General features: G+C 52.8%; 19 protein-coding genes and 1 pseudogene. 2 read left to right on the forward strand and 18 right to left on the reverse strand.

Annotated features, from left to right (window positions below; translation table 11 throughout):
• Positions 1-37: 37 nt before the first annotated feature.
• The 4 genes and pseudogenes from SK3146_RS02455 to SK3146_RS02470 all read right to left on the reverse strand — a co-directional run bounded on the left by SK3146_RS02455 (position 38) and on the right by SK3146_RS02470 (position 5,369).
• Entirely contained in the window at positions 38-1,345 is a 1,308-nt protein-coding gene (locus tag SK3146_RS02455; RefSeq protein ID WP_249863572.1) for an ABC transporter substrate-binding protein, read from the reverse strand.
• A gap of 97 nt (positions 1,346-1,442) precedes the next feature.
• Positions 1,443-2,360, reverse strand: coding sequence for an AraC family transcriptional regulator (locus SK3146_RS02460; RefSeq protein ID WP_249863573.1), 918 nt, complete (start codon positions 2,358-2,360; stop codon positions 1,443-1,445).
• A 75-nt stretch (positions 2,361-2,435) separates the two neighbouring features.
• Positions 2,436-2,576: pseudogene (locus tag SK3146_RS02465) on the reverse strand (ATP-binding protein); the annotation flags it as partial.
• Positions 2,577-3,407: 831 nt separating this feature from the next.
• Positions 3,408-5,369 carry an AraC family transcriptional regulator gene (locus SK3146_RS02470; RefSeq protein WP_249863574.1) on the reverse strand — a complete coding sequence of 654 codons (1,962 nt, stop codon included), beginning with the start codon at positions 5,367-5,369 and terminating at the stop codon, positions 3,408-3,410.
• A gap of 225 nt (positions 5,370-5,594) precedes the next feature.
• Between SK3146_RS02470 and SK3146_RS02475 the strand changes: the two genes are divergently transcribed.
• Positions 5,595-6,020, forward strand: coding sequence for a DinB family protein (locus SK3146_RS02475; RefSeq protein WP_249863575.1), 426 nt, complete (start codon positions 5,595-5,597; stop codon positions 6,018-6,020).
• Positions 6,021-6,131: 111 nt separating this feature from the next.
• Here SK3146_RS02475 and SK3146_RS02480 read toward each other — a convergent pair whose 3' ends face one another.
• The 7 genes from SK3146_RS02480 to SK3146_RS02510 form a co-directional block, all read right to left on the reverse strand.
• The gene (locus tag SK3146_RS02480) at positions 6,132-7,643 is read right to left on the reverse strand and encodes an MDR family MFS transporter (protein ID WP_249863576.1); all 1,512 of its coding nucleotides are present in this window, start codon (positions 7,641-7,643) and stop codon (positions 6,132-6,134) included.
• 22 nt (positions 7,644-7,665) lie between these two features.
• Positions 7,666-8,250, reverse strand: a complete 585-nt coding sequence (locus SK3146_RS02485) for a TetR/AcrR family transcriptional regulator (RefSeq protein ID WP_249863577.1) — start codon at positions 8,248-8,250, stop codon at positions 7,666-7,668.
• 114 nt (positions 8,251-8,364) lie between these two features.
• Positions 8,365-8,937, reverse strand: coding sequence for a kinase (locus tag SK3146_RS02490; protein ID WP_249863578.1), 573 nt, complete (start codon positions 8,935-8,937; stop codon positions 8,365-8,367).
• A gap of 213 nt (positions 8,938-9,150) precedes the next feature.
• Positions 9,151-11,013, reverse strand: coding sequence for an ABC transporter ATP-binding protein (locus SK3146_RS02495; protein ID WP_249863579.1), 1,863 nt, complete (start codon positions 11,011-11,013; stop codon positions 9,151-9,153).
• Position 11,014: 1 nt separating this feature from the next.
• Positions 11,015-12,856, reverse strand: a complete 1,842-nt coding sequence (locus tag SK3146_RS02500) for an ABC transporter ATP-binding protein (protein WP_249863580.1) — start codon at positions 12,854-12,856, stop codon at positions 11,015-11,017.
• A gap of 225 nt (positions 12,857-13,081) precedes the next feature.
• A complete protein-coding gene (locus SK3146_RS02505) occupies positions 13,082-13,942 on the reverse strand; it encodes a phosphotransferase (RefSeq protein ID WP_249863581.1) in 861 nt (286 codons plus the stop codon).
• Positions 13,943-14,178: 236 nt separating this feature from the next.
• Entirely contained in the window at positions 14,179-14,724 is a 546-nt protein-coding gene (locus SK3146_RS02510) for an HD domain-containing protein (protein ID WP_249863582.1), read from the reverse strand.
• Between the two features lie 142 nt (positions 14,725-14,866).
• On the opposite strand from SK3146_RS02510, the gene SK3146_RS02515 reads away from it, so the two are divergent.
• Positions 14,867-15,466, forward strand: coding sequence for a histidine phosphatase family protein (locus SK3146_RS02515; protein ID WP_249863583.1), 600 nt, complete (start codon positions 14,867-14,869; stop codon positions 15,464-15,466).
• Positions 15,467-15,592: 126 nt separating this feature from the next.
• Here SK3146_RS02515 and SK3146_RS02520 read toward each other — a convergent pair whose 3' ends face one another.
• The 7 genes from SK3146_RS02520 to SK3146_RS02550 all read right to left on the reverse strand — a co-directional run bounded on the left by SK3146_RS02520 (position 15,593) and on the right by SK3146_RS02550 (position 25,515).
• Entirely contained in the window at positions 15,593-16,522 is a 930-nt protein-coding gene (locus tag SK3146_RS02520) for a metallophosphoesterase family protein (protein WP_249863584.1), read from the reverse strand.
• Positions 16,523-16,566: 44 nt separating this feature from the next.
• Positions 16,567-17,457: a carbohydrate ABC transporter permease gene (locus SK3146_RS02525; RefSeq protein ID WP_249863585.1), complete on the reverse strand. Its 891-nt coding sequence runs from the start codon at positions 17,455-17,457 to the stop codon at positions 16,567-16,569.
• A 16-nt stretch (positions 17,458-17,473) separates the two neighbouring features.
• Complete coding sequence (locus tag SK3146_RS02530; protein WP_249863586.1) at positions 17,474-18,364, reverse strand: ABC transporter permease; 891 nt, start codon at positions 18,362-18,364, stop codon at positions 17,474-17,476.
• A gap of 59 nt (positions 18,365-18,423) precedes the next feature.
• Positions 18,424-20,112 (reverse strand): extracellular solute-binding protein, encoded by a 1,689-nt coding sequence (locus tag SK3146_RS02535; protein ID WP_249863587.1) that lies wholly within the window; start codon positions 20,110-20,112, stop codon positions 18,424-18,426.
• 146 nt (positions 20,113-20,258) lie between these two features.
• Positions 20,259-21,320, reverse strand: a complete 1,062-nt coding sequence (locus tag SK3146_RS02540; protein WP_249863588.1) for a helix-turn-helix domain-containing protein — start codon at positions 21,318-21,320, stop codon at positions 20,259-20,261.
• Complete coding sequence (locus SK3146_RS02545; RefSeq protein WP_249863589.1) at positions 21,313-23,001, reverse strand: sensor histidine kinase; 1,689 nt, start codon at positions 22,999-23,001, stop codon at positions 21,313-21,315. The genes SK3146_RS02540 and SK3146_RS02545 overlap by 8 nt, the downstream gene beginning before the upstream one ends.
• Before the next feature lie 375 nt (positions 23,002-23,376).
• Positions 23,377-25,515: a glycosyl hydrolase family 28-related protein gene (locus SK3146_RS02550; RefSeq protein ID WP_249863590.1), complete on the reverse strand. Its 2,139-nt coding sequence runs from the start codon at positions 25,513-25,515 to the stop codon at positions 23,377-23,379.
• Between the last annotated feature and the right edge of the window lie 48 nt (positions 25,516-25,563).

The following is a 25,563-nucleotide window of genomic DNA, read 5'->3' on the forward strand; positions in this document are numbered from 1 at the left end:
CCGGAGTTTGAACATCGGTTCGGTTCGATGCCATACGTTACTGCTGTTTGGCCGCTTGAATCTCTTTGGCCGCCTGTTCCTCGGCCTTGCGGAAGGCCGTGTTGGCGTCGCTCACCTTCTGCGCCACTTCCCGCAGCGCCGTCACCGCATATTTGGACGACAAATCGTCGTAAATCGTTCTAGGAGAAATCGGAGCCGGTTTGGGCGGATAGAACGCTTTAATATTTTTGCCCTGCAGCTGCGGCAGATTCAATCCGAACGATTCCAGCGGTTTGGCTCCCTTAACAATCGACATGCCCAAGCCGTCCTTGGCAAACTTCTCCTGCATCTCGTCCGAGGTCAAGTACGCCAAAATGTCGAAGGCGACGTCCTTATGCTTGCTGTTGCTGTAGACGCTGGCATAGGTCGAGTACATCTGCGATCCTACTCCCGGGGCTTCCTTGAAGGTCGGCAGCGGCACGGCGTCGATGTTCATATCTTTGGCCGCCCCAACCATCGTGCTGTTAAAGTAAGCGTACATCGCCAGCGTTTTGTCTTTGGTGAACAAATCCGCTTCCTTGCCGTACTTCTCCTTCGGAAGCTCGGCTCCCGGAATGTTGTAGAAACGGGCGAAGTTTTCGGCCAGCTGCTTAAATTTCTCGGTATTGATCGACGGCTGCATCGTCTTGGCATCGACGAAAGGCAGCGACAGCTGGTTCGTGTTCAGCATATGGCTGACCGAGGTTAAGAAGCCGTAATACTGCACGCCCGCATCGGATCGGGAAACCTGCTTGGCGAGCTCGTACAAATCGTCCCATGTCATGTTTTCCGTAGGATAAGGCACGCCGAATTTGTCGAAGATGTCCTTGTTGTACATCAGCACTTCGGCTGTCGTGAAAATCGGCAGCGACTCGATCTTGCCGTTGCCGAACTGCTTGATAAAATCAAAGTTCGTCGTTTCCAGACGGCTCGTATCGTAATTGGTTTTCTTAATATATTCCGTCAGATCGGCCGACAAATTCAAGTTCTGAAATTGCGGGTAAAAGCCCAGGGATAATATAACGATATCCAAATCGGCACCGGAGGAAATCACTTCCTCCGTCTTCGTTTTATTCACATATGGAATAAGCTTCGGCGTCACATAAGGAAACTTTTCTTTGATCGCATTCCCCATAAGATCCATAAACTGTTCTTCCGTCATCCCGACATTCGGACGGTAGAACGTAATTTCAACCGGTTCCCGCTTGGCCGCGTCCTGAACCTGGGCGGTCGCCGCTTCTTGTGAGGTTCCGCCGCCGCATGCCGTCGCCGACAGCAATGCCCCCGCAACAACCGAAGACATTAAAGTGCGTTTGATCGTAAGCAAGTTAAATTCCCCCTTTTTATGTTAGAAAACGATGTCATATGCCTATCATAAGGGAAGGAAGATAACAGATTGCTATACAAAAATATCACTATTCCATTCAAAGGATGAATGCGTTTTCATTTTGAGGGGCCGTCGTTCGCGCTTGCTCGGCGATCTGTTCCCGGTATTTGTGGGGGGTCAGCCCGTATCGTTTTTTGAACATTTGAATAAAATACGACGGGTATTTGAACCCGGTTTCCTTGCTGATTTCTTCCACGGACAGCGGCTGCAGCTGCAATAGCATTCGCGCTTCCTCCAGCCTCCGCTCGTTCGTATATTCAGTGATCGTTTTGCCCGTCTGATCCTTAAACAGCTTGGACAAATAATTCGGAGAAAAATGCAGCTCGTCGGACATCTCGTGAACGGTAAACGGCCGTTTATAATGATGATCGATCCATTTCAAAATGGAATTCATATGCTTCGACGTGCGGGAGGAAACGGCATGCCCGGGAGGCTGATGGCCGTCAAGCACGTAAATTTGCGATTGAAAATACAGCAAAAAGTGAAAGAAGAACAGCCTCACTCCCTCCTTGCGGAGAGCAGGCGGACCCGCGGTGAACAGCTCGTGCAGCTGCAGCCATTGCTGCTCCAGAAATGCGGCGTGCTTCTCCGACAGGCAGAACACCTGGATCGGCATTTTTTGTTCCATCAGCTGAACCAGGAAATCGCTCAGCTGCGGAAGCGACGAGAGGAACGGCTCGATGACCGACGGCTTAATCTTCAGCAGGCTCCTTATATATACGGGAGGAACGTCCATGCGGATATAGTGCACCTGAAACGGCTTAATGACGATCAACGTGCGCGGCTGCAGCGAATATACTTGATCCTCGATAATGTATTTGCCGGTTCCTTCATGAATGTACAATAGCTCCAAGCCTTCGTGGGCATGAAAATATTCGACGGGCGCCGTATACGTGCGGCGGTAACTAAACATGTATAAGTTGTCCTGCCAATTTCTGAACTTAATCGTTTTCATTTCCGCTACCTCCTGCCCCTAAGCTCTTTTCCGGTAACCCTCCTTTATCAATGTATCATGCTTGCAAGCGTTTGCCTATGTTTTCCTGCCGACGCTTTCAGTTTCGAGCGGCAGCTCGATAACGAAACGGATGATCTCGCCTTCGCATTCCGCCCAAATTCGGCCTCCGTGCAATTCGACGATGCTTTTGGCAATCGCCAGTCCCAGCCCCGAACCGCCCGTCCTGGCTGTACACGAACCGCACGAGCCGGGCGAGTCCGTCATCGCCTGTTACGATAGGCCGCGGCGCTACCGTCTGAAAGACGTAATAGACGAAGTAGCATACGAATAAGCCCGCAAGCAAGGTCCACAAAGTCCGATAGTATAGCTTTCTCTCCTTAAGCAAAAAATAGAACATCACGGCGAAAATAAACACATACCATCCCAAATAAGGAATAATAAACGCCTTGACGAACGGGATCGCCGCATCCAGATCGGTGGCCAGACTGCTCGCTCCTCTCTCGCTTGTATTCACCTGCATATAAAAAATATTCGATAATGGAATCAGCGCCATCAGGCACAGCGGCCATAAACTGCGAATGATCTTCATGTCGTTTCTCCTTTCATTGTTTGCTGCAAATCTATGATAAGAGAAACACCTTAATAAAAAGCCGACCTAATTCTTAATAAGTTCTTATTATTCGCGCACAGCCGGAACGCGCAGCCCGAAAAAGGCGGACGGCTTGTGAACCCACCCGCCTTGAAGCCCGAAGCGGCGGAACAAATCCCCCAAAAGCCATCCATGCCGCTACGCGGCACCACAGACAATGGAAATGGGGTACCAAGAGTAATTTCCAGGGTAGTGACGTGATGCTCTGAGGCTTATTCCGTCCGCATCCAGCCTAAGCTGGATCGGCGTCTAACCCTTCCTCTGGGATCGTTCTATGGGTAGACTTTCCTTTCGGGGGAGCCCCCGGATTTCCACAGGATATGGCTGCGCGTCTTTTCCTAAACAACAAAAAACCGCCGAAGGCGTCCATCGCTTCGGCGGCTTGCAATTCGATGCATTTAATTGGCTTTGCTGAAATAGTCCACAATCTGATCGAGCAGCAGGTTCGCCGCTTCATAGCCGCCCGCCGAATTCCATATCGCTTCGTCGACCTGCTTGATTTGATGATTTTTGGCGACGTTCAAATTTTGGAACAGGCGGTCGTTCATCCAATCCTGTACGACTTTGTCGGCATCGTTCTTGCCAGGCGTTTCGGTGACGAAGTAGAACATGACGTCCCCGTCCATGTCGGGGATTCTCTCTTTGCTCATCACTTCGATATTGCCGTCTTTATCCTGCGCCGCCGGACGGGCGAACCCTAACTGGCTTAACAAGGCGCCGGAGAAGGTCTGCTTCTGGTAGATGCGGACCTGCGCGGCGGAGAAGCGCACAACCGATATTTTCGCGGCCGTCTTGCCTCCAAGCTTCGCCTTGGCCTCGATCACGCGCTTGTCGAAATCGGCCAACAGCTTGGCCCCTTCCTCCTTCTTGTCGACCGCCTCCATGTACAGCTTGAAGTTTTCCTTCCAGTCTCCGCCCAAATCCTCCGAGAACACGGTAGGGGCGATCTTTTGGAGCTGCTCGTACACTTTCTCCTGCCTGACCTTGTTGCCGATGATCAAATCCGGCTTCAGCGTCGCAATAACTTCCATATTCGGCTGCATCTCGTCTCCGACGACCGCGACGTCCTTCATATCGTCTTTAATATGGTTATACCACGGGTCGCCGCTCCACGACTTGACCGCTCCGACCGGTTTGACGCCCAGGGCAAGCAAAGCCTCGGTACCTTCGTTCGTCAAAATGACGACGCGCTTGGGCGTTCCGACCAGCGTTGTCTCTCCCATCGCATGTTTAACGACGCGCGGGGTTTCATTATCTGCGCTTGACGCCGCTTTCGGCGCCGCCGCCGGTTTGCCCTCGGATTCCGCCGCCGCTCCTCCCGTCTGCGTCAAGCCGCTCGTCCCGCCTGCGCAGGCGCTGAACAATAGGGTAAGACAAAATAACAATGTAGCCAGCACAGCTGTCTTGGACTTTCTGTACATCGGTAAGCCGACCTTCCCTTCATACTGATAATGATTCTCATATTCATCATCAATATAACGTCGCGGCCTGCCTGCGGCAATAGCATATATCGACATGCGGGATGGATTATCCGGACATGGTCGCGCCATAGCGGCATTGGCCTTGTAAGCGGCCGGAGACATCCCTTCGAACTTTTTGAACAGGCGGCTGAAATAGTAGCTGTCCGCGTAGCCTACGCTCTCGGCGATTTCCTTGACCGTCAGGCCGGCGCCGAGCAGCCGCTCCTTCGCCCGTTCCATCCGAATCCGGATCAAATAGTCGATCGGGCTCGCGTTCATCCGCTCCTTGAACAGCCTCAGCAGCTGCCGCGGACTGCATTCCAGCATATCCGCCAGCGTGTCCAGCGTGATCGGCTCCTTGTAGCGCTCGCGCAAATAGCGGATCGCTTGGGACACCGGGTCGGGCTGCTCGACCGCGGCGCCTTGGCGGCTGAGCTGCAGGAGAACATCGGATACGAACTGATAAAACAAGCCTTTGATATACAGCTTATCCGGCATATCCGTCTGCCGCCACGCCTGCTCCATCCGTTCCACTTTATCGAGCAGGGAAAGCGGATGCCGCGGCGCAAAGCCGTACTGCAGCTGGAACGGGCTGCCGCTGTTCATCAGCTGCACCAGCTCCCGACGGCTCGGCAGCGCCAGCACCGCTTTGTACATAATCGTGCAATATTCGAACAGCTCGTCGGCCGCTATGTCCAGACAAACGCCTTTGCCCGCATGCAGCACGTGGAATCGATTCGCCGTACTCTTATCACCGTCACGGCTCACCTGAGCGCTCCCGCGCAAAACAAAGAGAAAGGCGCTCGCCGGCAGCCGGTAGGAACGCAGCTCTTCTCCGCGCTGCAGGGTCGTATGGCGAATATCCATTATTTTTATGTAAACGTGGTTCCATAGCTGCATATGGTCGTGAAGGTCCATCGAATTCCGCTTCCTCCTTTCCCGGGCAATTCCGGTTCTCCGGCTTCATAAGCCGAACGGATCGCCGACAGGAAATGGTTCTTCACATATGCCATTATAGATGATAACGATTCTCATTAACAGTCTTGAATTTACGCCGACTGCCCTCTTTCCTTTTCATTATGTTAAGTCATATTATTGATATTCGTCTCTAAAGAATTAGAAAGATTGACCGTTTTCATTTCCGATTTATCCCTTTATCCTGATGACGTTCTTTGCAAACTAATAGTAGGTACATGGTCGATTCAAGACATTATCAGTCATATTATGGGTTGGGACAAAAACTTTATTAAGACACTTAATCAGATTATAAACAATGAAAAAGTTAAACTTGAAGAACATCACGATGTGCAGGCATTTAACGAAGCATCCGTTTCTTTCGGCAGAAAAATGGAACCACATGATTTACTTAAGGAAGCCATTTCCCAACGCAACCAATTAATATCAAAGCTCAATATGGTTTCTAAATCAGCATTCACCAAACAATTCCCAAATAGTTCGTATACGTTGGAAACTTTTTTACAAAACATGTTTATTGGCCATGATAAGCATCACGTAGAACAAATCAAGAACTACCTTAATAATCAACAATAAAAGAAAACAGAGCCAAGTGAAAAAAGACCGGAGCTCGCCTTTAAGGCAAAGCGTCCCGGTCCATCTGTATTGTAACGAAATATTCGGATTCTCCTGCTGCGCAGTCGCGCTTCAGCTTGCAATCGCCGCCGGTTCCTCCGCAGGCTGCTGCGGCGTCAGCACCTCCCGCTTCATAAACCAGCAAATAACGAACGCAGCGGCGGCAAATAAGGCGCCGATCCAGAACATCTGCTGAAACGCCACGGCGAACACCGTCTTGATCTGCAGCACCAGACTGGCCGGCGTTCCCGCCGGAATGCCCCCGTTCATAATCGACTCCGCGGCTCCCGCCGGAAATTGGGCGGACAGGCCCGCGATGCCGTTATGAATGTTGCGGGACAGCAGGCTGCCGAAAATGCTGAACCCGAGCGTAGCGCCGAGGGATTGAAACAGTTGGACGGTGGCGACGCCAACCCCGGTGTGCTCCTTGGCTACCGTTTCCTGCACGATCAGGTTATCGCTGCCGAACAGCACGCCGATGCCTAATCCCAAAATAAAGAAGGCTGCGATCACATACAGCACGGTCGTATCCACATCGACGCGAGACAGCAGGAAATAACCGGCCACCGGCAAAATAAAGGAGACGACAAACAAATGCTTGTAAGCGATTCGGGTAATCAGGAAGCCGCATACGATGCTCGCCGGAATCGCCCCCGCCATAAAAGCGAGCGTCAAGTAGCCGGAGGCGGTCGGCGACAAGCCCATGACATTTTGCGCAAAGAACGGGAAGCCGGACATTCCGCCCATAACGCCCAGCATCGTGACGAACACGATCAGCGACAAGACGACGACAGAACGGTTGCGGAACAATTGGAGCGGAATGATCGGCTCCGCCGCCCTCGCTTCGATACGGATGAAGACGGCGATCAGAAGTGCGGCCAGTACGAGCAAACCGATTACGGCGGGAGACGACCAGGTGTATCCGGCGACATCGATCAGCACGGGAGCGAACAGCAGCGACAGGATCGCCAGAACGAGTGTGCAGGCGCCGGCCCAGTCGATCGTTTTCTTCTCCGGACTGACGGACTCGCGCAAGCCTTTGGCAACGAATATCCCCGCAAGCAGACCTACCGGGATGTTGATCAGGAAGATCCAATGCCAGCTCATGTGACTGACAAAGTAGCCGCCCACCGTCGGACCGAGCAGCTGCGGAAGAATCAGCATCGGTCCGATCATGCTCTGCACCTTCGCCCGCTGTTCGAGCGGAAACGAGTCGCCGATAATGATCATGGCCAGCGGCATCAGCCCGCCCGCGCCGATCCCTTGAACGCACCGGCCAATTAGCAGCGCGACCATGGAATGAGACAGCCCGCACAGGATGGAGCCGGCCATAAACAGAGCCAGGCAAATCAAATAGATCCGCTTGCGGCCGTAAAGATCGGCCAGCTTGCCGAAAATCGGCATAAATATCGTAATCGACAGCATATAGATGCCGGCGACCCAGCCGAATAGAGCGAGCCCGTGCAGGTCGCGGATGATGGTCGGCAATGCCGTAGATACGGCGGTCTGATCCAGCTCGGAGAAGACAAGCCCGAGCAGCAGACCGATCAAAATGAGCGTTTTATTGGACTGTATAGTTTTCAATGTTCCCCCTGCTTTCCACTTGTTAAGGCTGAACGATCAGGCGCAGCATGAAGTCGGCGTCAGGCAGCCGATAATCGTCGATTTGCGCCGTACGCACATTCATCAGTCCGACTACCGACGTCAAATACCACATGGTGAGCACTCTCGCATCGCCGGCGATAAATTGACCGGCTTCCTGCCCGGCGGCCACGACGTCCGTTAACACTCGAATCATTTCGCCCGCGTCATAGCCCTTCAACAGTTCGGCCACTTCGCCCGGCAAATCTTCTGACGACAGCACCTGCTGCATTAAAATAAAATAATAATTGTCCTCATGCAAAATCTCGCTAGTCAGTAACCGGACTTTTTCCAAAGGCGTGCCGGGCATCGTACGAATGACATCGAATGTTTCGTTCGAGCCTTCGATCGCTTCCTTCACCAGCTCGCTTAAAATTTCATCCTTGGATTTAAAATAACGGTACGAAAGTCCGTCGCTAATTTGCGCCTCTTTGGCGATCATGCTCATTTTCGTTCCGATCAGACCGTGCGTAGCGAACACTTTAAGCGCGGCCTTCTTGATTTGATCCCTCCGTTCGTCGCGGAGCTGATCCTTCGAATCTGTTTTCATGGTAAGAGCCTCCTTTTTGCCAGAGAATGAATAACTCATTCATTTATTTGATAAAACCATCTTAGCTGTTCCTGATCAAAATGTCAACTGTTCCCTCATCTATTTTTTTCGCTGTCAGTTATGCAGGACCAGCTCGGCCAGCCGGGCCGGAGCGACCGTTGTTATGTAATAGTCCTCCGCCTTCCAATACCGATTAACGAATACGTCCTTCTTCCGACGGGTGATCTCGCTCTCCCTCAGAAATCTTGTCGTTCGGGAGGAATCCACATAAGCGACGACATCCAAGTATTTTCGCCACTCCTTTCGCTGCAAAAAGACGCCTTCAATAATTACGACGCAGGCTTCCGAAACCGCCGCCCTTTGTATCTCATGAGAGTCCTTCTCCGCATCGTAGCGCATAAGTTCAAGTATGCCGGTCCCTTTCAGCCGGCGAAATAAACGCTCTTCCAGCCCTATGACATCCCACTGCAGCCGATAATATTCCTCCCACGGCTCGCAATCGGTATTGTATCGTTTGGCGCGCTCCACAATGTAATCGTCCATATGAAGGACGCAAGTGGCAATCCCGCTCTGTCGAAGCTCCTGCTCGAGTCCGCACGCGAGTGTCGTCTTCCCCGAACGGCTAAGCCCGTCGATGCCCAGAATCAACCGTTCTCCCTCGCGCATATGCGAAACAACGTACTTCATTAACGTCTCTATATGTATCCTCACATGCCGTTCCCCCTTAAGCCTCATTATACTATCTCCGGCCGGGAAACAAATACATCCGAATTCGATTTGACGATAGTAAACGCAGCGCGGCTGCCGAAACAAATCGGCAGCCGCGTCATCATTTTTATGAAACTTTAGTTTCCCGCAAACGAATTCCCCTTGCCATAGGCACAACTTTCCGCTCACTTCTTACGCAACGTACCATTGCGATTGGGCCCTATACATCCGGGCGTACATTCCGTTAAGCGCCATAAGCTCTTGATGGCTGCCCTGCTCGACGATGCGTCCGTCGTCGAATACCAAGATGTTGTCGGCAAGCCTCGTGGCGCCCAGCCGATGGGAGATAAGAATCGTCGTTTTGTCCCCGGTGATTTTGTTGAAATCCTCGTACAGCTTCGCCTCCGACACCGGGTCCAGCGCCGCGGTCGGTTCGTCGAGGATCAATACCCGAGCGTCCTCCTTCAATAGCGCTCTGGCGATCGCAATTTTTTGCCATTCGCCGCCGGATAAATCGACGCTGCCCGCTTTATAATAGCTCAGATGCGTCTCAAAGCCTTCCTTCAGCTGAGAGATAAAATCGTAACAACCCGATAGTTTAGCCGCCGCGCGCACTTCATCTTCCGAGTACTCGCGGGATACGTCGCCGACACGTATGTTATCCGCCACGGAAACGGCATATCGCCCGAACATTTGAAAGGTGCACGATATGGCCCGCTTGACGAAATCCGGATGCCGATGGGCGTCAAGACCGTTAAAGCGCACGCTCCCGCGGTCGGGTTCGTACAGTCCGCACAGCAAGGAAATAAATGTGCTTTTGCCCGATCCGTTTTCCCCGACAATAGCGATCTTCTCCCCCTGTCTTATGGTCACGGAGACATCCTTCAGAACCTGCCTCCCGGTTTCCGGATAACTAAAATCGACATCGCAAAATTCGATATCCACCTGCTGCGGTACGGCAATGTCTATGCGCGGCTCCGGAAGGCTTCCTCCTTTAACCAAAACTTGCGGCCGTGCTCCTTCCTCCCCATATTCGCGGAAATTCATGATGTCTTCATAATCCGCAATAAATCTGCCGTCGCTGCCGATCACCACCAAGTTGTCGAACAACCCCTGGAAGGCGGTCTGTATGACCCTTGCCGTGCTGTAAATCAATACAAATGATCCGATCCCGGCTCTCCCGTTGTAGATGTCATAGGAAACCATGGCGAGGACGATGCCGATGGTTGTGAGGCCGACCAGACGGGCTCCGCCGTTAAACAGCGTAAACTTGCGAATGAGAGCGATTCTCTTCCGGTATAACTCCGTCACCGATTCATCGTACCGCTCCTTCACATAGTCGTACAGATTGCCGAACCGCATCTCCTTCATGCTGGGACGTTTGAACATCACCCAGGATATGTACGTTTGATAGCGCAGCTCATGCGAATTATTCTGCTCCTGATAATAAACCGCCTCCGACTGGGCCTGCCTCAGCAGGACGGACGGGATGCACCCGACGAGCACGATAACGGCGATTAGCCAGCTGTCCGTCGCAATAATGCACACGGCCGTTATCAGTTGAATCGTGGAGAAAGCGATTCCGAACGTCGCATTGAGAATCAGGGGCAGTTTGCGGTTTAATTCGTTCTTGACCCATTCAAACTTCCGGTACGTCTCCGTGTTGGCGAAATAATCGATCCGGATGCGGGAAATTTTGAGCATCAGCTTTTCCTGGATGTAATATTGCATCTTACTCCACAGAATAGGGTTGCTTCTGCCGGAGATCAGCCCCAGCGCGTCGCTCAGCAAGGTCATCCCGAGCCAAAGAGCTAGCCATTGGACGGCATGGCGAAACGAAGCTCCCATCATCCCCTCCGATACGACGTTCGCGGCTTCGTTAAAAAAATACTTCTCAAACACAGCGACCGCCGTGCCGATAATTCCTCCGGCAAGCCCCAGATTCGTCAACAGCAGTTCCTTGAAGCTTGCGGCCTCCAATACCAGCCTGAAGCTCGAATAAACCGTCTTATCGATCCGCGCGCGTTTTCGCTTCTCCATAGCCGTATCCGCCATATTACACGACCTCCTCCTCTTTCCGATACCATTGCGCCTGGCTCGTGAACAGCTTGTAATACATCCCGCGCTCCGCCATCAGTTCTTCATGCGTACCGAATTCGACGAGCTTGCCGCCATCCATAACCGCGACTTGATCCGCTAATCTGGCAAAGCCGATCCGATGCGAGACGAGCACGCCGGTCCGATTCTGGATACTGTTTCTAATATGATGAAATTGCTCCAGTTCCGCAATCGGGTCGAGCATAGCGGCAGGCTCGTCCATAATAAGAATATCTTTGTTGCTGATATGCGCCCGCGACACCGCGATTCTTTGCCATTCTCCGCCCGAGAGCTGGATCGCATTCTTGTGATACCACCGGCCCAAATGCGTATCGAGTCCGCTGCTCTGCCGCTTCAGCAATTTGGCTGCTCCGCCCTTCTCGGCAGCAGCGTATAAGGCGTCGTCATCATGCAGGCTGGCGAGGTCGCCGAAAGCGATATTTTCTCTTAAGGTAAACTCAAACTTGGCATAGTCCTGGAAGGTAACGCCGATTCGTTCCACCAGCTTGGACAAATCGATATCCTCATAGCTTTTGCCCTCGAAAAAAACATGCCCTTCCGTCGGCTTATAAAAGCCGAGCAGCACTTTGACCAGCGTAGATTTGCCGGCTCCGTTGCCGCCGACGAGCGCCACAATCTCGCCCCGGCGAATTTTCATCGACACGTCTTGCAGCGCGCAGGCTTCGGAGTTGTACCGAAAGCTGACGTTCTGCAATTCGAAGACAACCGGCGCCGCTTCGTCATCGTCAGGTACCGGAAAGGCGGGTTGCTTACCGGCGGCGTTGGTACTCTTATCTTCAAAGTCCATTTCGAAGAACTGCTTCTGAAGCTCAAAATCTTTGACATAACGGTACGTTCCCATAAACGAACCGCCGTATTTTCCCGACGTACCCGCAATCTGATCGAACATCGCGACAACCATAATTAGCGTGCCCACCGTGATCTTCCCTGAAGCCGTTAAATATAACCCGGAAATAATCAGCGCGAATTTGAAAGCGGTTCCCAAAAAAGAGGCCGTTTGGCTGCGCAGGTTGGCTTTGGCCATATATGCCAGCGTTCTTTCCTGCATCGGCTTGATGATGTCGAACCATCTTTTGCGTATGAAGGTATCCAACTCCAGCATTCGGTATTCCATGGCGATTTCGCTGTTAAACACCTGCGAGTAATAATATTCGGCCAATCTTTCGTTATTGCCTTCGTCAATCCAGCGCTTGTGGCCTTCGACCGCATTTTTGAAGCCCATCGCAAGCGATGCGGCAATAAGGATAACGGCCAAGAGAAACAAAATCCAAGATGTCGTTGCGGCAAGAACGAGCAGGCTCGCAAGGGCGACAGTTTCCCCCAGCAGCTTCAAAGCGTGGCTTAAAAAATAGGAGAGCCTCTTGATCGTAGGCGTCGTCATATCGATTTGCAGCGCCAGCTCGGCATCGTCAAACATACGCAGCGGAACCTTCCGCATCATGTCGCCAAGCTGCTTCTGCATGCCGACCGCATAACGGGTAAACAGCGTAAAATCGAAAATGCTCGGCAGCATGGCGTACAACGCGTTCAGAAAGAGAAAGGCGACGAGCACGCAAATCCACAGGCCAATCCGCCCAAAATCCCCCGATTGTGCCGCCCCCGCGGCAATCGTATCGATAATCCGTTTGGTTACGACCAAAAATAGCACGGGAAGCGCCGCCCCGGTCGTGCAAATCGCCGACCAATACAAAAGGTTGCGGCGGTCAATCTCCCAGGCCTTCCTAAAGGCCCACTTCAGTACAGCGAAATCGGCTTTAATTCGGCTCGCTACTTTTCCCATAGTCCTCTCCTTTTCATCGATCGTTCAGATAGTAGATTCTACCATAATTTAGCAGCCAAAATCTTTATTTTAATTGTCCGTTTTATTCCTATATTTCATTTTTTTTACTTGTGACAATAAAAAAAGCCACTTGCGGCTTATCAAGACCTAAATTTAAAAAACTCAGATTAAATAAAGGCAGTCGATCATCTTAGACCGACTGCCTTTCCATTAGTAACGATTCCGTTACACTGACTTCCAATATTCCCACGCTTTTAAGTAATCCTCCAAATCATGTGGATGGTGTCTTATACAGATCCCAATTCGACAATATAGCTGAAAGACTACTTCCTCAATTAACCTTGATCTTTCAATAGGTTCATGATGCAGCAAGTCAAATGCTACCATTAATGTTTCTAGGTTCAAATCGTCTGGAGAAGAGCAAAAAGCATAAGTGAAATCGTATAGCATAGGACCAATCATCGGTGATGGGTCAATTACACCAACCAATGAGCGTTCATAAAACACAAAATTATGTACACCAGTATCTCCATGCAGCAAATATCTTACTATTTGATCTTCATGTTTCGATATATTTTCAAATATTGATTCTACTCTATTGTAATCCTCAATGGATAAAAGGCTTCCCCAATCGTTTCTCGTATCCACCAAACTCCGGTAGTTCCACTCTCGCCAAGACTGAACCGGAGATCCTAGTCTTCCCCATTTGTCCGTTTGCACATATTTTTCGTAATTATTGAAAAGTTCTTTTACTAAGATTGTCAGCCAATTTATTTTTAATCCTCGATTATAATGAGTTGTGCCTGTAATGTATGTATACACGATATACGCTTTAGCAGGATCAGTAAAGATAATTTCGGGAAAAAGTTTAAGATGTTGATAAGTTTCAAGAAATTGTTCGGTCAACGCAATTTGATGCGGACGGTCAATTTTCAGAACGTAATTTGCTTCGTCGCGCTCTGAAAGAAAATAAACAATACCATCAGTAGATCCGGTCTTATTATTAGTTGCAATAACATTATTATCAATAACGCCTTTTTCATAAAGAGTGTTGATGATGCTGTTAACATCTGCTTTTTCTAACATTATTCATTCCCCCTTAAACCTAACCTAGATGAAATGTAATTTTTACCAAATCATTCATTTAAATAATATAGTGGTTTTGAAGGGGATACAAGATAGTGTTTGGTTTTAGTCAACTATGCAACCGAAAAATAGAGGATATATGCTCATATACTGAACATAGTATCCTCTTGTTATTGTACTACACAGCTCTTTTTCATTCATTTGACGCGCAAATCCGCTTAATCGACCGTACCCGATTACGCCGGCCGCAAACCTTCCCGCAGCTGAACGATAAAATCTTGGGCGAATTGCTGCATACCGGCATACACTTCCTGCGCCTCCGGCAAATAACACATCCCTTGACCGAGCACGTGGCGCTCGAAATAATCGAGCGTTTCTTCGAGGCTCTGCCCTCTCGCCGTTCCCGTGCACAACGATTTCACGATCAGATACGTGCGGCCGCCCTCGATCATATGAGCGTCGTGAAGCAGCTTGCCCTCCAGCGTCTCGGGGATTTCATCCTTCTGCGATTCCCAGGCTATTTTGACGATACGGTCGACGGCTTCCTGCGGCAAACCCTCGCTATGCAAATATTCTCGGATCAAGTCTTCGCGCAAATAAATAAAACCGTGAAAATAGCATCCGTACTCGATCCACTCGCTATCGGCCGCCATCTCCGGATAAAACGCCAGCAGCTTCCTGGCCGACTGCATCACCCGTTCAATATGGCTGAGATCATGCATTATGTCTTTATGCTGGTAAAAAGGGCTGACAAATTCGGCAAGACGGTTCCGATCGATCATGTTCTCCCTCCATTCGCTTTTGGATAGGATACATATTTTTCCATGGGATGTCAATAGAAAAAGACGTTTACAGCGGAGCGAATGCTTGGTAATCCATTCATACAGTTTATGGAAAATAAAGCATGGAAAGGAACCCGATATCATGAGCACGCAGTTCTACCTGGTTAGACACGGCATAAAGGAAAAAGGAATTCATGACGTCGCCCTCGCTCCCGAGGGGGTCCGGCAAGCACAGAAGACGGCAATTTTTTTGTGCACAAGGCCGATCCGGAAAATCGTCAGCAGCCCGCTGCTGAGGGCCAAGCAAACCGCTCAGCTGATAGCGGAAGCGATCGGGGCGCCTGTGACGGAAAATATTCGGCTGCGGGAACGGGCTAACTGGGGGGACCTGCCCGGGCAAACCTTCGAACAGTTCGTCGAGATGTGGGAACGCTGCACGAGGGATAGAGATTTTATCCCGCCGGTCGGGGACTCGGCGAGGAAAGCCGGTGAACGTATGGCTTCCTGCCTGCAAGAGCTCGCCGCCGAACACCCTCAGGATAGCTTGATCATCGTAACGCACGGCGGGCTGATTACCGATTTCCTCGTCAACGTATTTACGGAGGAACAATTGAATGAACGGCATCCGGACTTTGTTGATGAACAAAGCCAATTGATCCCGGAATGCTCCATAACGAATGTGGTCTATCAAGACGGGATATTCCACTTCGCTCGGCTTGCCGATGTCGCTCATTTGCTGTAATCGTGCAAGTTCGACCACACCCTCGGTCAAATGTCCACATCCACTGACCGTTTAGCGAAGCGCGTTCGCACCGCGCATATTCTCCCTGCACGCGGTGCGGCGCTGTATGCCGGCGGTCAGCCCACGTCAATAAAGAAGCGTCCGATCCGATATGCGGGCCGTCACGACATGGCCCCCCGCATGATTGCGGTGACCGCAGGCAACCGGGTCCGGCCCCACGAAGCCCGCTCCTCTCCCCTCGATCGTCAGCTTCCCCGGCTCCAGCGTAACGATGGCGTATAACGCCTCTTCATACGGCGCGGTGCTGGCGAGCAGAGGATAAGCTTCGCACACCTCCTTCGAATAGCGGGTCGCTGCGTACGATTTTCCCATATAGAAGTAAGACATGCTGTTGATATGCACGAAATAGATGTCGTCGATCACCTTGACGCCGTCCAGATGGTTGTGGCCGTTCAAGCAGGCGATCACTTTGCGGAAGCCCGCCTTGGCGTTAGCCTCCCGCAAAATCGAGCGCAGCTCGTCGCTGTTCTTGATGCCGTAATTGAAATCGTTGAACGGCGACTCCAGATTATGATGGCTGAACAGCACCGTCGGTTTATTCGTGGCGGCTAGGTCCTCTCTCAGCCAGTCGAGCTGCTCCGGGGTCAGATTGCTGATCGCCTCGGGATGCTGATGGTAATTGCCGTGCTCATAGCCGACATACCGGCCGTCCAGCAGCAAGTAGTTGGCGTCCAGCACGACAAAATGATAACCGCCGCTGTCGAAGGAATAATAATTCCGTTCCATCCCGAGAAACTCCATGATCGCCCGCTTGTCGCAGCGGTCCATATCGTGATTTCCGAGCACATGATATTTCGCTCCCGGAAACCGTTCCCACGTGGCGACGAACGGTTTATTTTCCGGAAAGGGGAAACAGAAGTCGCCCAGCTGAATAATAAAATCGACCTTCTCCTCCGTCATCCGTTCGATAAACCGGTTCAGCCGATCTTCGGCGCGGTACATAAAATCTTGATGAACGTCGGCCATGACGCCGAACCGGATCTTTAAACTCGTCATATTGCGAAACCCTTCTCTCCATTGAATTTAAGGCGGCAAACGCTTTATTCTTTGACCGAGCCAAGCACGATCCCGTGAATGAAATACCGCTGCAGAAACGGGTAAATGAGCAGAATCGGAATCATGCTGACCATCACCTTCGCCGAATTCAGACCCTGATCGGAGGTTTGCATGATCGTCTTCAGCATCTCCGGATCGATATTGTCCAGTTGGGCCGGCTGCAGCAGAAAGGTGTTAATATACGTTTGCAGAGGCATATTATGGGGATTGTGAATCAACACCAGCCCGTCGAAAAAAGCGTTCCAATGCCCGACGACGCTGAGCAGCGTGACCGTCGCAATCGCCGGAAGGCCGAGCGGAACGTACAACCGGACCAGCGTATTCCAAGGTCCCGCCCCGTCGATCATTGCCGCTTCGTCCAGCTCCTTGGGCAAATTGCGGTAAAAGTTCATCAGCAAAATGACATTGAACACCGGCACCGCGCCCGGCAGCACGAGCGCCCAGATCGTATCGATCAAGCCGACGGCGCGGACCGTAAGATACCAGGGGATTAAGCCGCCGCTGAACAGCATCGCGATCACGAGCGCCCACATGTAAATATTTCGCCCTTTAAATCGCTGCGGCGTACGGGATAAAGGGAACGCCATCAATAAAGTCAGCACGAATTGAATCGAGCCGCCAAGCAGTACCCGCTTCAGCGAAACGCCGAACGAGACAAAAAATTGCTTGTCGCTCATCAGCGTCTTGTAGTTAGCCAAGCTGAACTGGACGGGGAATACCGTGACGCGTCCCGCGGAAACCGCCGCTTTATCGCTTAAAGAGACGGATACGGAGTTGAGAATCGGAAATAAGGACAGAAAGGCAATCGACAGCAAAACAATCAGAATGACGGCATTGGCCGCGACAGCGCCGATCCCTTTACCGTATGTTGTCACCTCTATACACGACCTTTCAGAAAATACGGTAATTGGCAAAGCGTGAAGCCAGCGTATAGGAAAACACGATCAGAAAGAAGCTGATCACCGACTTCAGCAGGCCGACCGCGCTGGCGATCCCGTACTGGGAATGCAGCAGGCCGACGCGGTACACGTAAGTATCGATCACATCGCCCGAAGCATAAACGAGCGGATTGTACAGATTCAATATTTGGTCGAAGCCTGCGCTCAGCACCTTCTCCAGCGACAAGGTGGCAAGCAGAATAATCGTGGCGGCAATGCCGGGCAAAGTGACGTGCAGCAGCTTATGCCAGCGGTTCGCTCCGTCAATCTCGGCCGCCTCGTACAGCGACGGATTAATGGCGGTCAGCGCCGCGAGATACACGATGGCGGAAAATCCGAAATCTCTCCATACATCGCTGCCGACCAGCACATAAGGGAACCAGTCGTTGCTGCCGAGAAACAGGATCGGCTCGTAGCCAAGCAGCCCGATCGCTTGATTCACGATGCCCCGCAGCGACAAGAGCTGCGTCAGGATGACCGATAAGATGACCCAGGACATAAAATGCGGCAAATAGACGATCGTCTGAATCCATCGTTTGACGCCGCTAAGCTTCAGCTCGTTCAGCAGCAAAGCGAAGGTAAGCGGAACGATCAGATGCGCCGCTATTTTCATCACGGAAATAAACACGGTGTTATAGAAAATGATCTTGCTGTCCGAAATCTGAAACATATATTGGATATTATCGAGCCCGACCCAGGGCGATCCCCAAATTCCCTTGGCAGGGAGAAATTTCTTGAAGGCGATGACCGCCCCCAGCATCGGGTAATAATGAAAGACGGCAAGCAGCAGCATCCCGGGCAACAGCATGAGATGGTAGTGCAGTTGGATCTTTTTGCTTTCCATACTCTCGTTCCTTTCCGCGAGACGGCGGATGACGGCGGTAGGGCACTCGGCCCTGCCGCTTATTTCATCCGATCGACCTCCGCTTGAACTTCTTTGGTGACATCGCCGCCGCCCTGCTTCTTCCACTCCGATACGAACGTATCGAAATAATCAAGCGGCTTATCCCCGACAATAATTCGCAGGAACGATTCGTCCTCCAGTTTGGACAAATTCGTCCATTTCATTTCCATAGACTTCGTAATTCCGTAAAATTCGCTGTATACCTCGGTATTGATCGGATTCAGCACGCTTTTGCCGCCGTTGAACTGGTATAAGATATACGCCCAATCCGAAGGAGACGCCTTCAGGGCATCCATTCCCTTCTGATATTGATCGAACAGCTTCATATCCGATTCGGGCAGCTCTTCTCTCTTCAGCTTGCCGCTTGCTGCGTCCTGCAATCGCTGAAAGCGGTCGTACACGGTCGACTTCACGCGGAAGGTTCGCTGGATCGGCCGGACCTGCCAGTTGGTGCCGGGACTTTCGCTGTACAATTTGGGGTAGCCGGGCGCCATATTGTCCATATCCGTAAACCAGTTGATCAATTTAATAATCGCCTCCGGGTGTGGAGTCCCTTTCTTGACGACCATAATCCGGCCCATAGGGTTCGGCTGGCGGTTATACCATTTGCCGTCCGGGGCAGCCAGGATGAACGAATCCCATTCGGCCTTCGGATCGTTTTTGACCGAATCCGCGAGCGACTTGGCCGGAGCCCATGTGTACCCGGTAGAAATGCCCGCCTTGCCGGCGCTTATATCTTTGGCCACCTGATCCGGCTTAATCGTCCCGAACTCTTTGTCGATAAGTCCCGCCGCATACCAATCCCGGAGCTTGCCGAGCGCCTGCTTCGTCTCCGGTAAAGTGGAACCGTATACAATTTTTCCGTTCGCATCTTTCACCCATATTTTAGGAAACGACTTGAAGGCGGTGAAAATCCCGTCGAACGAATTGTAGTTGGTCGTGCCTGTGACGAAGGTTGACGTCCCCTGCAGACCGTATGTGTCTTTCTTGCCGTTGCCGTCGGGGTCCTGCTCGATAAACGCGCGCGCCACCTTTTCCAAATCATCCGTCGTAATGACCTTGGGCAGCTCGATGCCCACCTTCTTCAGCCAATCCGTACGAATCCAAACGATGTTATCGTTATCATGCGCGGGCACGGTGGACGGGATGCCGTACAGCTTGTCTTTATAAGTGACTTTCTTGACGAAGTCGGGGCCGAAGCCGGAGATTACATTTTTCAGCAGCGGCGACGCATAGTCTTCATACGCCTTCGTCAAATCCTCCACCATATCCGATTCCACGAGCAGGTTAAAATCGCTTTCGGATACGAACAGAAAATCCGGAATGTCGTTGCTGGAGACGAGCAAGCTCACCTTCTGATCGTAGCCGGATTGCGGCGCTTCGAACGCGTGATTGATTTTGATGTTAAACTTCTCCTCGATCATTTGGGTATAGCGGTTATCCGTCAGCGTATCTTTGCTGCCCTCGGGCCACTTGTTCTCCGCCGGCGTGTAATAGCCGAGATTAACCGTCACCGGTTCGCTGTACTTGCCATACGGATCTGGCTTCTCCCCCGCGTCGCCCGTCTGCGGCTGAGAGACATCGGCCTCCCCGCCGCTGCAGCCCGATACGGTAAGCGCTAATAGCGTAACGATGGGAACCAGCGTTTTCGTCATGCGTGTCATGCGCTGGAATGGAAATTTGCTCACTTGTGCAACCCCCTGTGATTAGTAGTTTTCGCTTCTGCTTTATTGTATAGGACGGCCGCCCGGGAGCGAGAGACACGGCTGCTGCCGGCACAGTAGAAAAAAGATATTTTTTCGCGAACCGTTTTCCCCGTCCGGCGGCACATTCCTCACACATGGCGGCTGCGGTATTCCGAAGGGAGCATGCCGGTCTTCTCGCGGAACTGTCTGCTGAAATACCTGTGGTCCAAGTATCCGCACTCTTCGGCGATATCCGCGATCGGCTTGGACGACTGCAGCAGCAGGTTCATCGCCCGCGCCAAGCGCAGCTCCTTCATATAATCCTGGTACGAAATTCCGAGCAAATCCTTGAAGCATTTGCTGAAATACCCGCGGCTCAGCTTCAATTTGTAAGCCATTTCATTTTGCGTCAAGTAGAAATCGCGCAGCTTCGCCGATTCGGCCGCCTCCAGAATGCGCAGCACGACGTCCTCCGGGTAAGAAGATACGTGAAACAGATGCCGGACGTGACCGCGAAATTCGGAAATGAACGCCCGCCATGCCGGCCAGCTGTCGACGGCCTCCGCTTTGGTCAGCCATTCATGCAAAAACTGCGAATGAAGCATCCGATTCCATTCCACCAGCAAATAGTGCATGACGTTATGCAGCTTGGAGAGCGGCGGATTCATCTCCTCCATCCGGTCGCATAAAGCATCGAACTGCGCATCCTTGAGCACCCAATAGAGCGGCAGCCACTCGTCGATCTGCGCCTGCAGCCGCTCCTCGTCCCGCTCCGACCACTCCGTCCTGACGGTTGGCAGCGGATTCAGTCCGCCTCTCGGCGCCTCGCTCAAATCGCGGATGCGCATCGTAATGCGCCGCAGCGCTTCCTGCATCTGGTCATTTTCCAGCTCGGTCTTCACGATGTAATCAATCGCTCCCAGACGCAGCGCTTCTTGAATATATTTGAAATCCTCGTGACAGGTCAGCACGGCCATATGCACATGCGGATAACGCCCGCGCACCTCCTGCATCAGATCGAAGCCGTTCATAACCGGCATAGCCAAATCGGTGATCAGCAAATCTACCGGCTTCCGCTCCATCCATTCCAGCGCCTTCCTGCCGTTGCTCGCTTCCCCGACGACCGTCACCTCGAACGCGGCCCAGTCCATCGTGGAAATAAACCCTTTGCGCACAAAATATTCGTCATCGACAACAAGCGCTCTAATCATCGCTATGTTCCTCCCTCTTCCACGGCAGCCGAAAATACATCGTCGTCCCGCCCTCTTCGGAGCTGGCCGTCTGCAGCTTCGCAGCTTCGCCGAAATAAGCCTTCAGCATCGTATTGACATAATTCAGCCCGATGCCCATGCCGACTTTATCCCGCTCCGGTATGTCGTTCTTGAGCAGCTTCTCGATGTCCCGCTCCCCGATCCCCGCTCCTTGATCCATCACCTGAACCAGCAGACCGCCGCCCGTTTCCGTCGTAATTCGCAGCTCGATCGTGCTTCGCTCCTCCGTCAGACCGTAATACAGCGCGTTCTCAATGAGCGGCTGGAGCAAAAAACGCGGCACCTTCACCTGCAGCGCCTCCGGAACGGCATGAACGTTCAAGGCGAATTCGCATTGATAGCGCATTTGCTGCAACGTAATGTAATCCTGCAAGGCGCTGATTTCCAGCTGAAGCGGCACCAGGCCTCCGTCCTTGCCCAAGTTGTAGCGCAGGAGCCGGATAAAAATCGAAAGAAACTGCACGATTTCCTCCTGACGGTTTGCCTTGGCGATCCATTGCACCGTATTAAGCGTATTGTACAAAAAATGCGGATTGATCTGGGCGACGACCTTCTCCACTTCCAAATGCCGTTTGTCTTCCTCGTTCCGCTTCAGCTCGCTTAGCAGCATCCATATTTTGGAACGCATCTCCTGGAACTGCTCCATCAATACGTCCAGCTCCACGACCTGCGTCTTGGCGATGGGCCGCCGGGAGCCCTTTTCGTCCTGAACGCCGTTATCCCCGAACTGTCTGATCTCGCGGTTCAGCCGATGCAAGGAATAATAAAACTTTCTCCATATCGAAGCTCCTGCCGCCAGGCTGAACAAGAGCGATACCGCGGCGATCGCAAGCCAGGCGACGCTCCAGTTGCGGATTTCTTTGCGCAGCACCTGTTTCTGGACGACCGCGTACAGGTACCACTCCTGGCCCTCGCTGTATTCCCGGAAAAAGTAATCGTCCCCGATCACTTCGTAGCCGTCCGTCCGGCTGACATTCCCGGCCATCCGCCGTCCTGGCGGAAAGCGCTCTTCATCCTGGCTGAACACGACAGTTCCTTGAGCGTCCGTAATCACCTGCAGCACCTGAACGCCGTATTGGCGCTCGTTCAGCACCTGATCGTATAATTTGGAATTCGTTTCCACATAAATATTTTGCGGGGAGCGCTTGGGAATGTTGAGGGGCCGGGAAACCGAGAACACCGTTCCTTTCGTATTGGAGAACGATTCATGCGGCGGGTGGTACACGACCCCTTTGGACTGCGTCAGCGGTTCGAGCCCTCCCGTCCCGATCCCGGCTTCCACCGGCTGGTTCATATAAAAAATATCGTTCGTCTGGGCATCGTAAATGTAAAACAGCCCTGTATCGGGGTTCGTAAAGCTAACCTGCTGCAAATAGTCGAATATGCGCTGACTGAGCACGTACCTTTCGGCGGGGTCATCGGATTGAAACAACAGCTGCACATCCCGCGTCGCCAGCTGCTGGGAGACGTAATTCAGGTTATCGTAAGTTTTCTCCATATTCATTCTTACTTGGTGGAGCGTGCTCTGAACGCCGTTGGCCGTCTTATTGTCGAGGATCAAATAAATGACGTAATAGGATAAGGCTCCGATCAGCAGTATGGGCAAAATCGAGCTCATCATGAGACCGGCGAGCAAGCTTGTTTTTAAGGAGCGGGGCTTGGCGGAGCTTCTTCGAAAACGAAACCATGCATAGGACAGGCGCATACGTGTCCAACCTCTCTTCTCTGATCTTCCCTTTGAATTCGCGAGCCTTCCCTTATAATCCTGTTCCTGCCCGGCAAATCGGCCTGGGGTGGGCTGATCGGGCTTCCTATGCAAAAACCGCCTCATCCGCCGAAGCGGCAGTGAGACGGTCGAAGGGTTGAAGCTATAACAGGATAAGAGCCGGAGCTTGGCAGACATTTGGAATTCCCAGAAGAAATGCCCGCGTATCCGCCGTCTTCCGGATTCTCCGGGCGAGCCGATGACAGCAATGAATTCCAAATCCGGAAGGTGCTATATTAGTTTCACCGCTTGCAGCGCGCCGCTATTGTCGACGCTAAGCTGATAGCACGAGCCGTCCGGCGCATATAAGCGGAACCGGTCGCCGGAGCCGGGCGAGCCGTTCATATAGGCCTGCTCGGCGCCGGCCAGCACGTTGTTGAAGGTTTCCACCTCGCCGCAATTGGAGGCAATCTCCAAGCCGTAGCGGTTTTGCGCTCCTTGGGACGGCATCCGTACGGCATTGTCGTGAACGGAGCCGCGAACGGCGGCATTCTCCAGCTTGATCCCCGCATACAATCCGGCTCCGGCGACGCCGGCCGAATCGATCCTGTTGCCCGCAATCTCGAAGCCGTCCGTCTCGGTGACGTAAATGCCGTGCTTGCCGAGCCGCTTCAGCATATTGCCGCGGATCGCGTAATTGCCGCCTTTAGCCAGCCAAATTCCCTCGTAGTCGGTTTCCTCGATCTGGTTGTCGATAGCCATCAAATCGAATGTATTCTCGGCATAAATTCCTCTGCGGGTTCGCTCCACCTGATTGCCGACTACCTGGACGCTGCGGCTGCGGGTAATCAAAATCGATGTCTTGGCCGGCGCCGCATCCGTAATCAGGTTGCGCGCAATGATCGTATGCTCCGCCTTGACATCCCCGGAGCCCGTGCAGGAGATGCCCTCGTACTGGGTCGTGCCGACAATGATATTGTCCGCGATCAGCGCCCGCGAGCCGGTCTGCGGCGTGCCGTGCTGCACTCCGTCCCGGTCCTTCGTGGATTCCGTATTCGCTCCGGGCGCATTGACGACCACGCCGCCGCCGCAGCCGTACATCGCATTGCCCCTGACGAGGCAGTCGTTGAATTTAAACAGCCGGACAGCCCAATAGCCGAGCCGGTCGAACGTATTATCGACGATTTTAATATTGCGCGTCCACACATCGTGAATCGCCGAATGATTCCCGACCCCGCCGCCCCAAGCCGTCGTTCCCGGAGTGCCGCTGGCTCCGAAATAACAGCCGCGGACCGTCACATTGTCGCTGGGAGTCCCGTCGTACTTGCCGTACCAAGGAAAAGCCGACCCGGTCGGAATATCGATTTGGACCGCTTCCGCATAATTGCGGGAGCCGTCAGGGGCATTGAGAAAGCCGACCAGCCGGCAGTGCTCGATCAGCACCTCGCTGCTCGAATTGATCTCAATCGCATGTCCCCACGATATGTCCTTGATCGTCGTATTCCTGATCGTGACATGCCGGGCATGGGCGATATTCAGCCCCGCGAACGAGTCGGGATACTGCCCGACATTTCCGTCCCAGGTTCCGCCCTCGATCACGATATTCCCGTGCCCGCCGTAGCCTTCGTACTGCGCTCCCTGATCTCCGTTGAACAGAAAGCTGTTGTCATGGCAACGTTTCACGACGGCGTTATGCTCCAGCTCAAGCCGCGTATGGTTGTATATCCGCAGCGAATCCGTCACTTTATATACGCCGCTCATCAGGTAGACGTTGACACCGCCCGTTAGTTTGGCAAGCGACAGCGCCGCTTGGATCGCCGGGGTATCGTCCGCCGTCCCGTCGCCCTTAGCTCCCCACCACTGCGGATACAGCCGCGTGCCGCGCATGGAGCCGGCGACGCTTCCTTGTCCGGCGAAGATGACGTTCGGACCGGCGCATATCCGGGCGTCGATCGTCACCTGAACGCCCGCGTCGGGGACAAGGCATGCCCCGTTATCGAATCTTAAGTCGAGCGTCGAAGCGAAGGCAATGCCTGAGCCGATCCGGTAGCTGCCCTTGGAAAAATATAACGTAGCCCTTTCCCCGTCCCGCAGCCGGCCTAACAGCCGGAGCAGCGCGGGAGCGTCATCCGTCTGCCCGTCCCCCTTAGCCCCGCCATCCTTCGCATGAAGCCACACGACCCGGGTCCCCGACGGTCCGTTGCTGCCGCCGCCGTACACGCTGTTAGTTACCGTGGCGTCATCGGCAGCGGCATAAGCGCTTGCTTGACCCGCAGTCAGCAAATATTTGGACGCTAGCGCGACTCCTGTCATCCCCATCGCCGTCAGCAGCTTGCGCCGGGTGATAGCCCGCTTGGAGTCGGGATGATTTCGTTCCCCGTGCTTATGCTCTTCCTCATGAGAATGCTTGCTCCCCTGTTCGATCGTCATCGCCTCCCCGAAACCTTCTTGCTCCCATTGTAACGGACTTCGGCGGAC

The organism is Paenibacillus konkukensis (genome assembly GCF_023523925.1).
GTDB classification, from domain to species: domain Bacteria; phylum Bacillota; class Bacilli; order Paenibacillales; family NBRC-103111; genus Paenibacillus_S; species Paenibacillus_S doosanensis.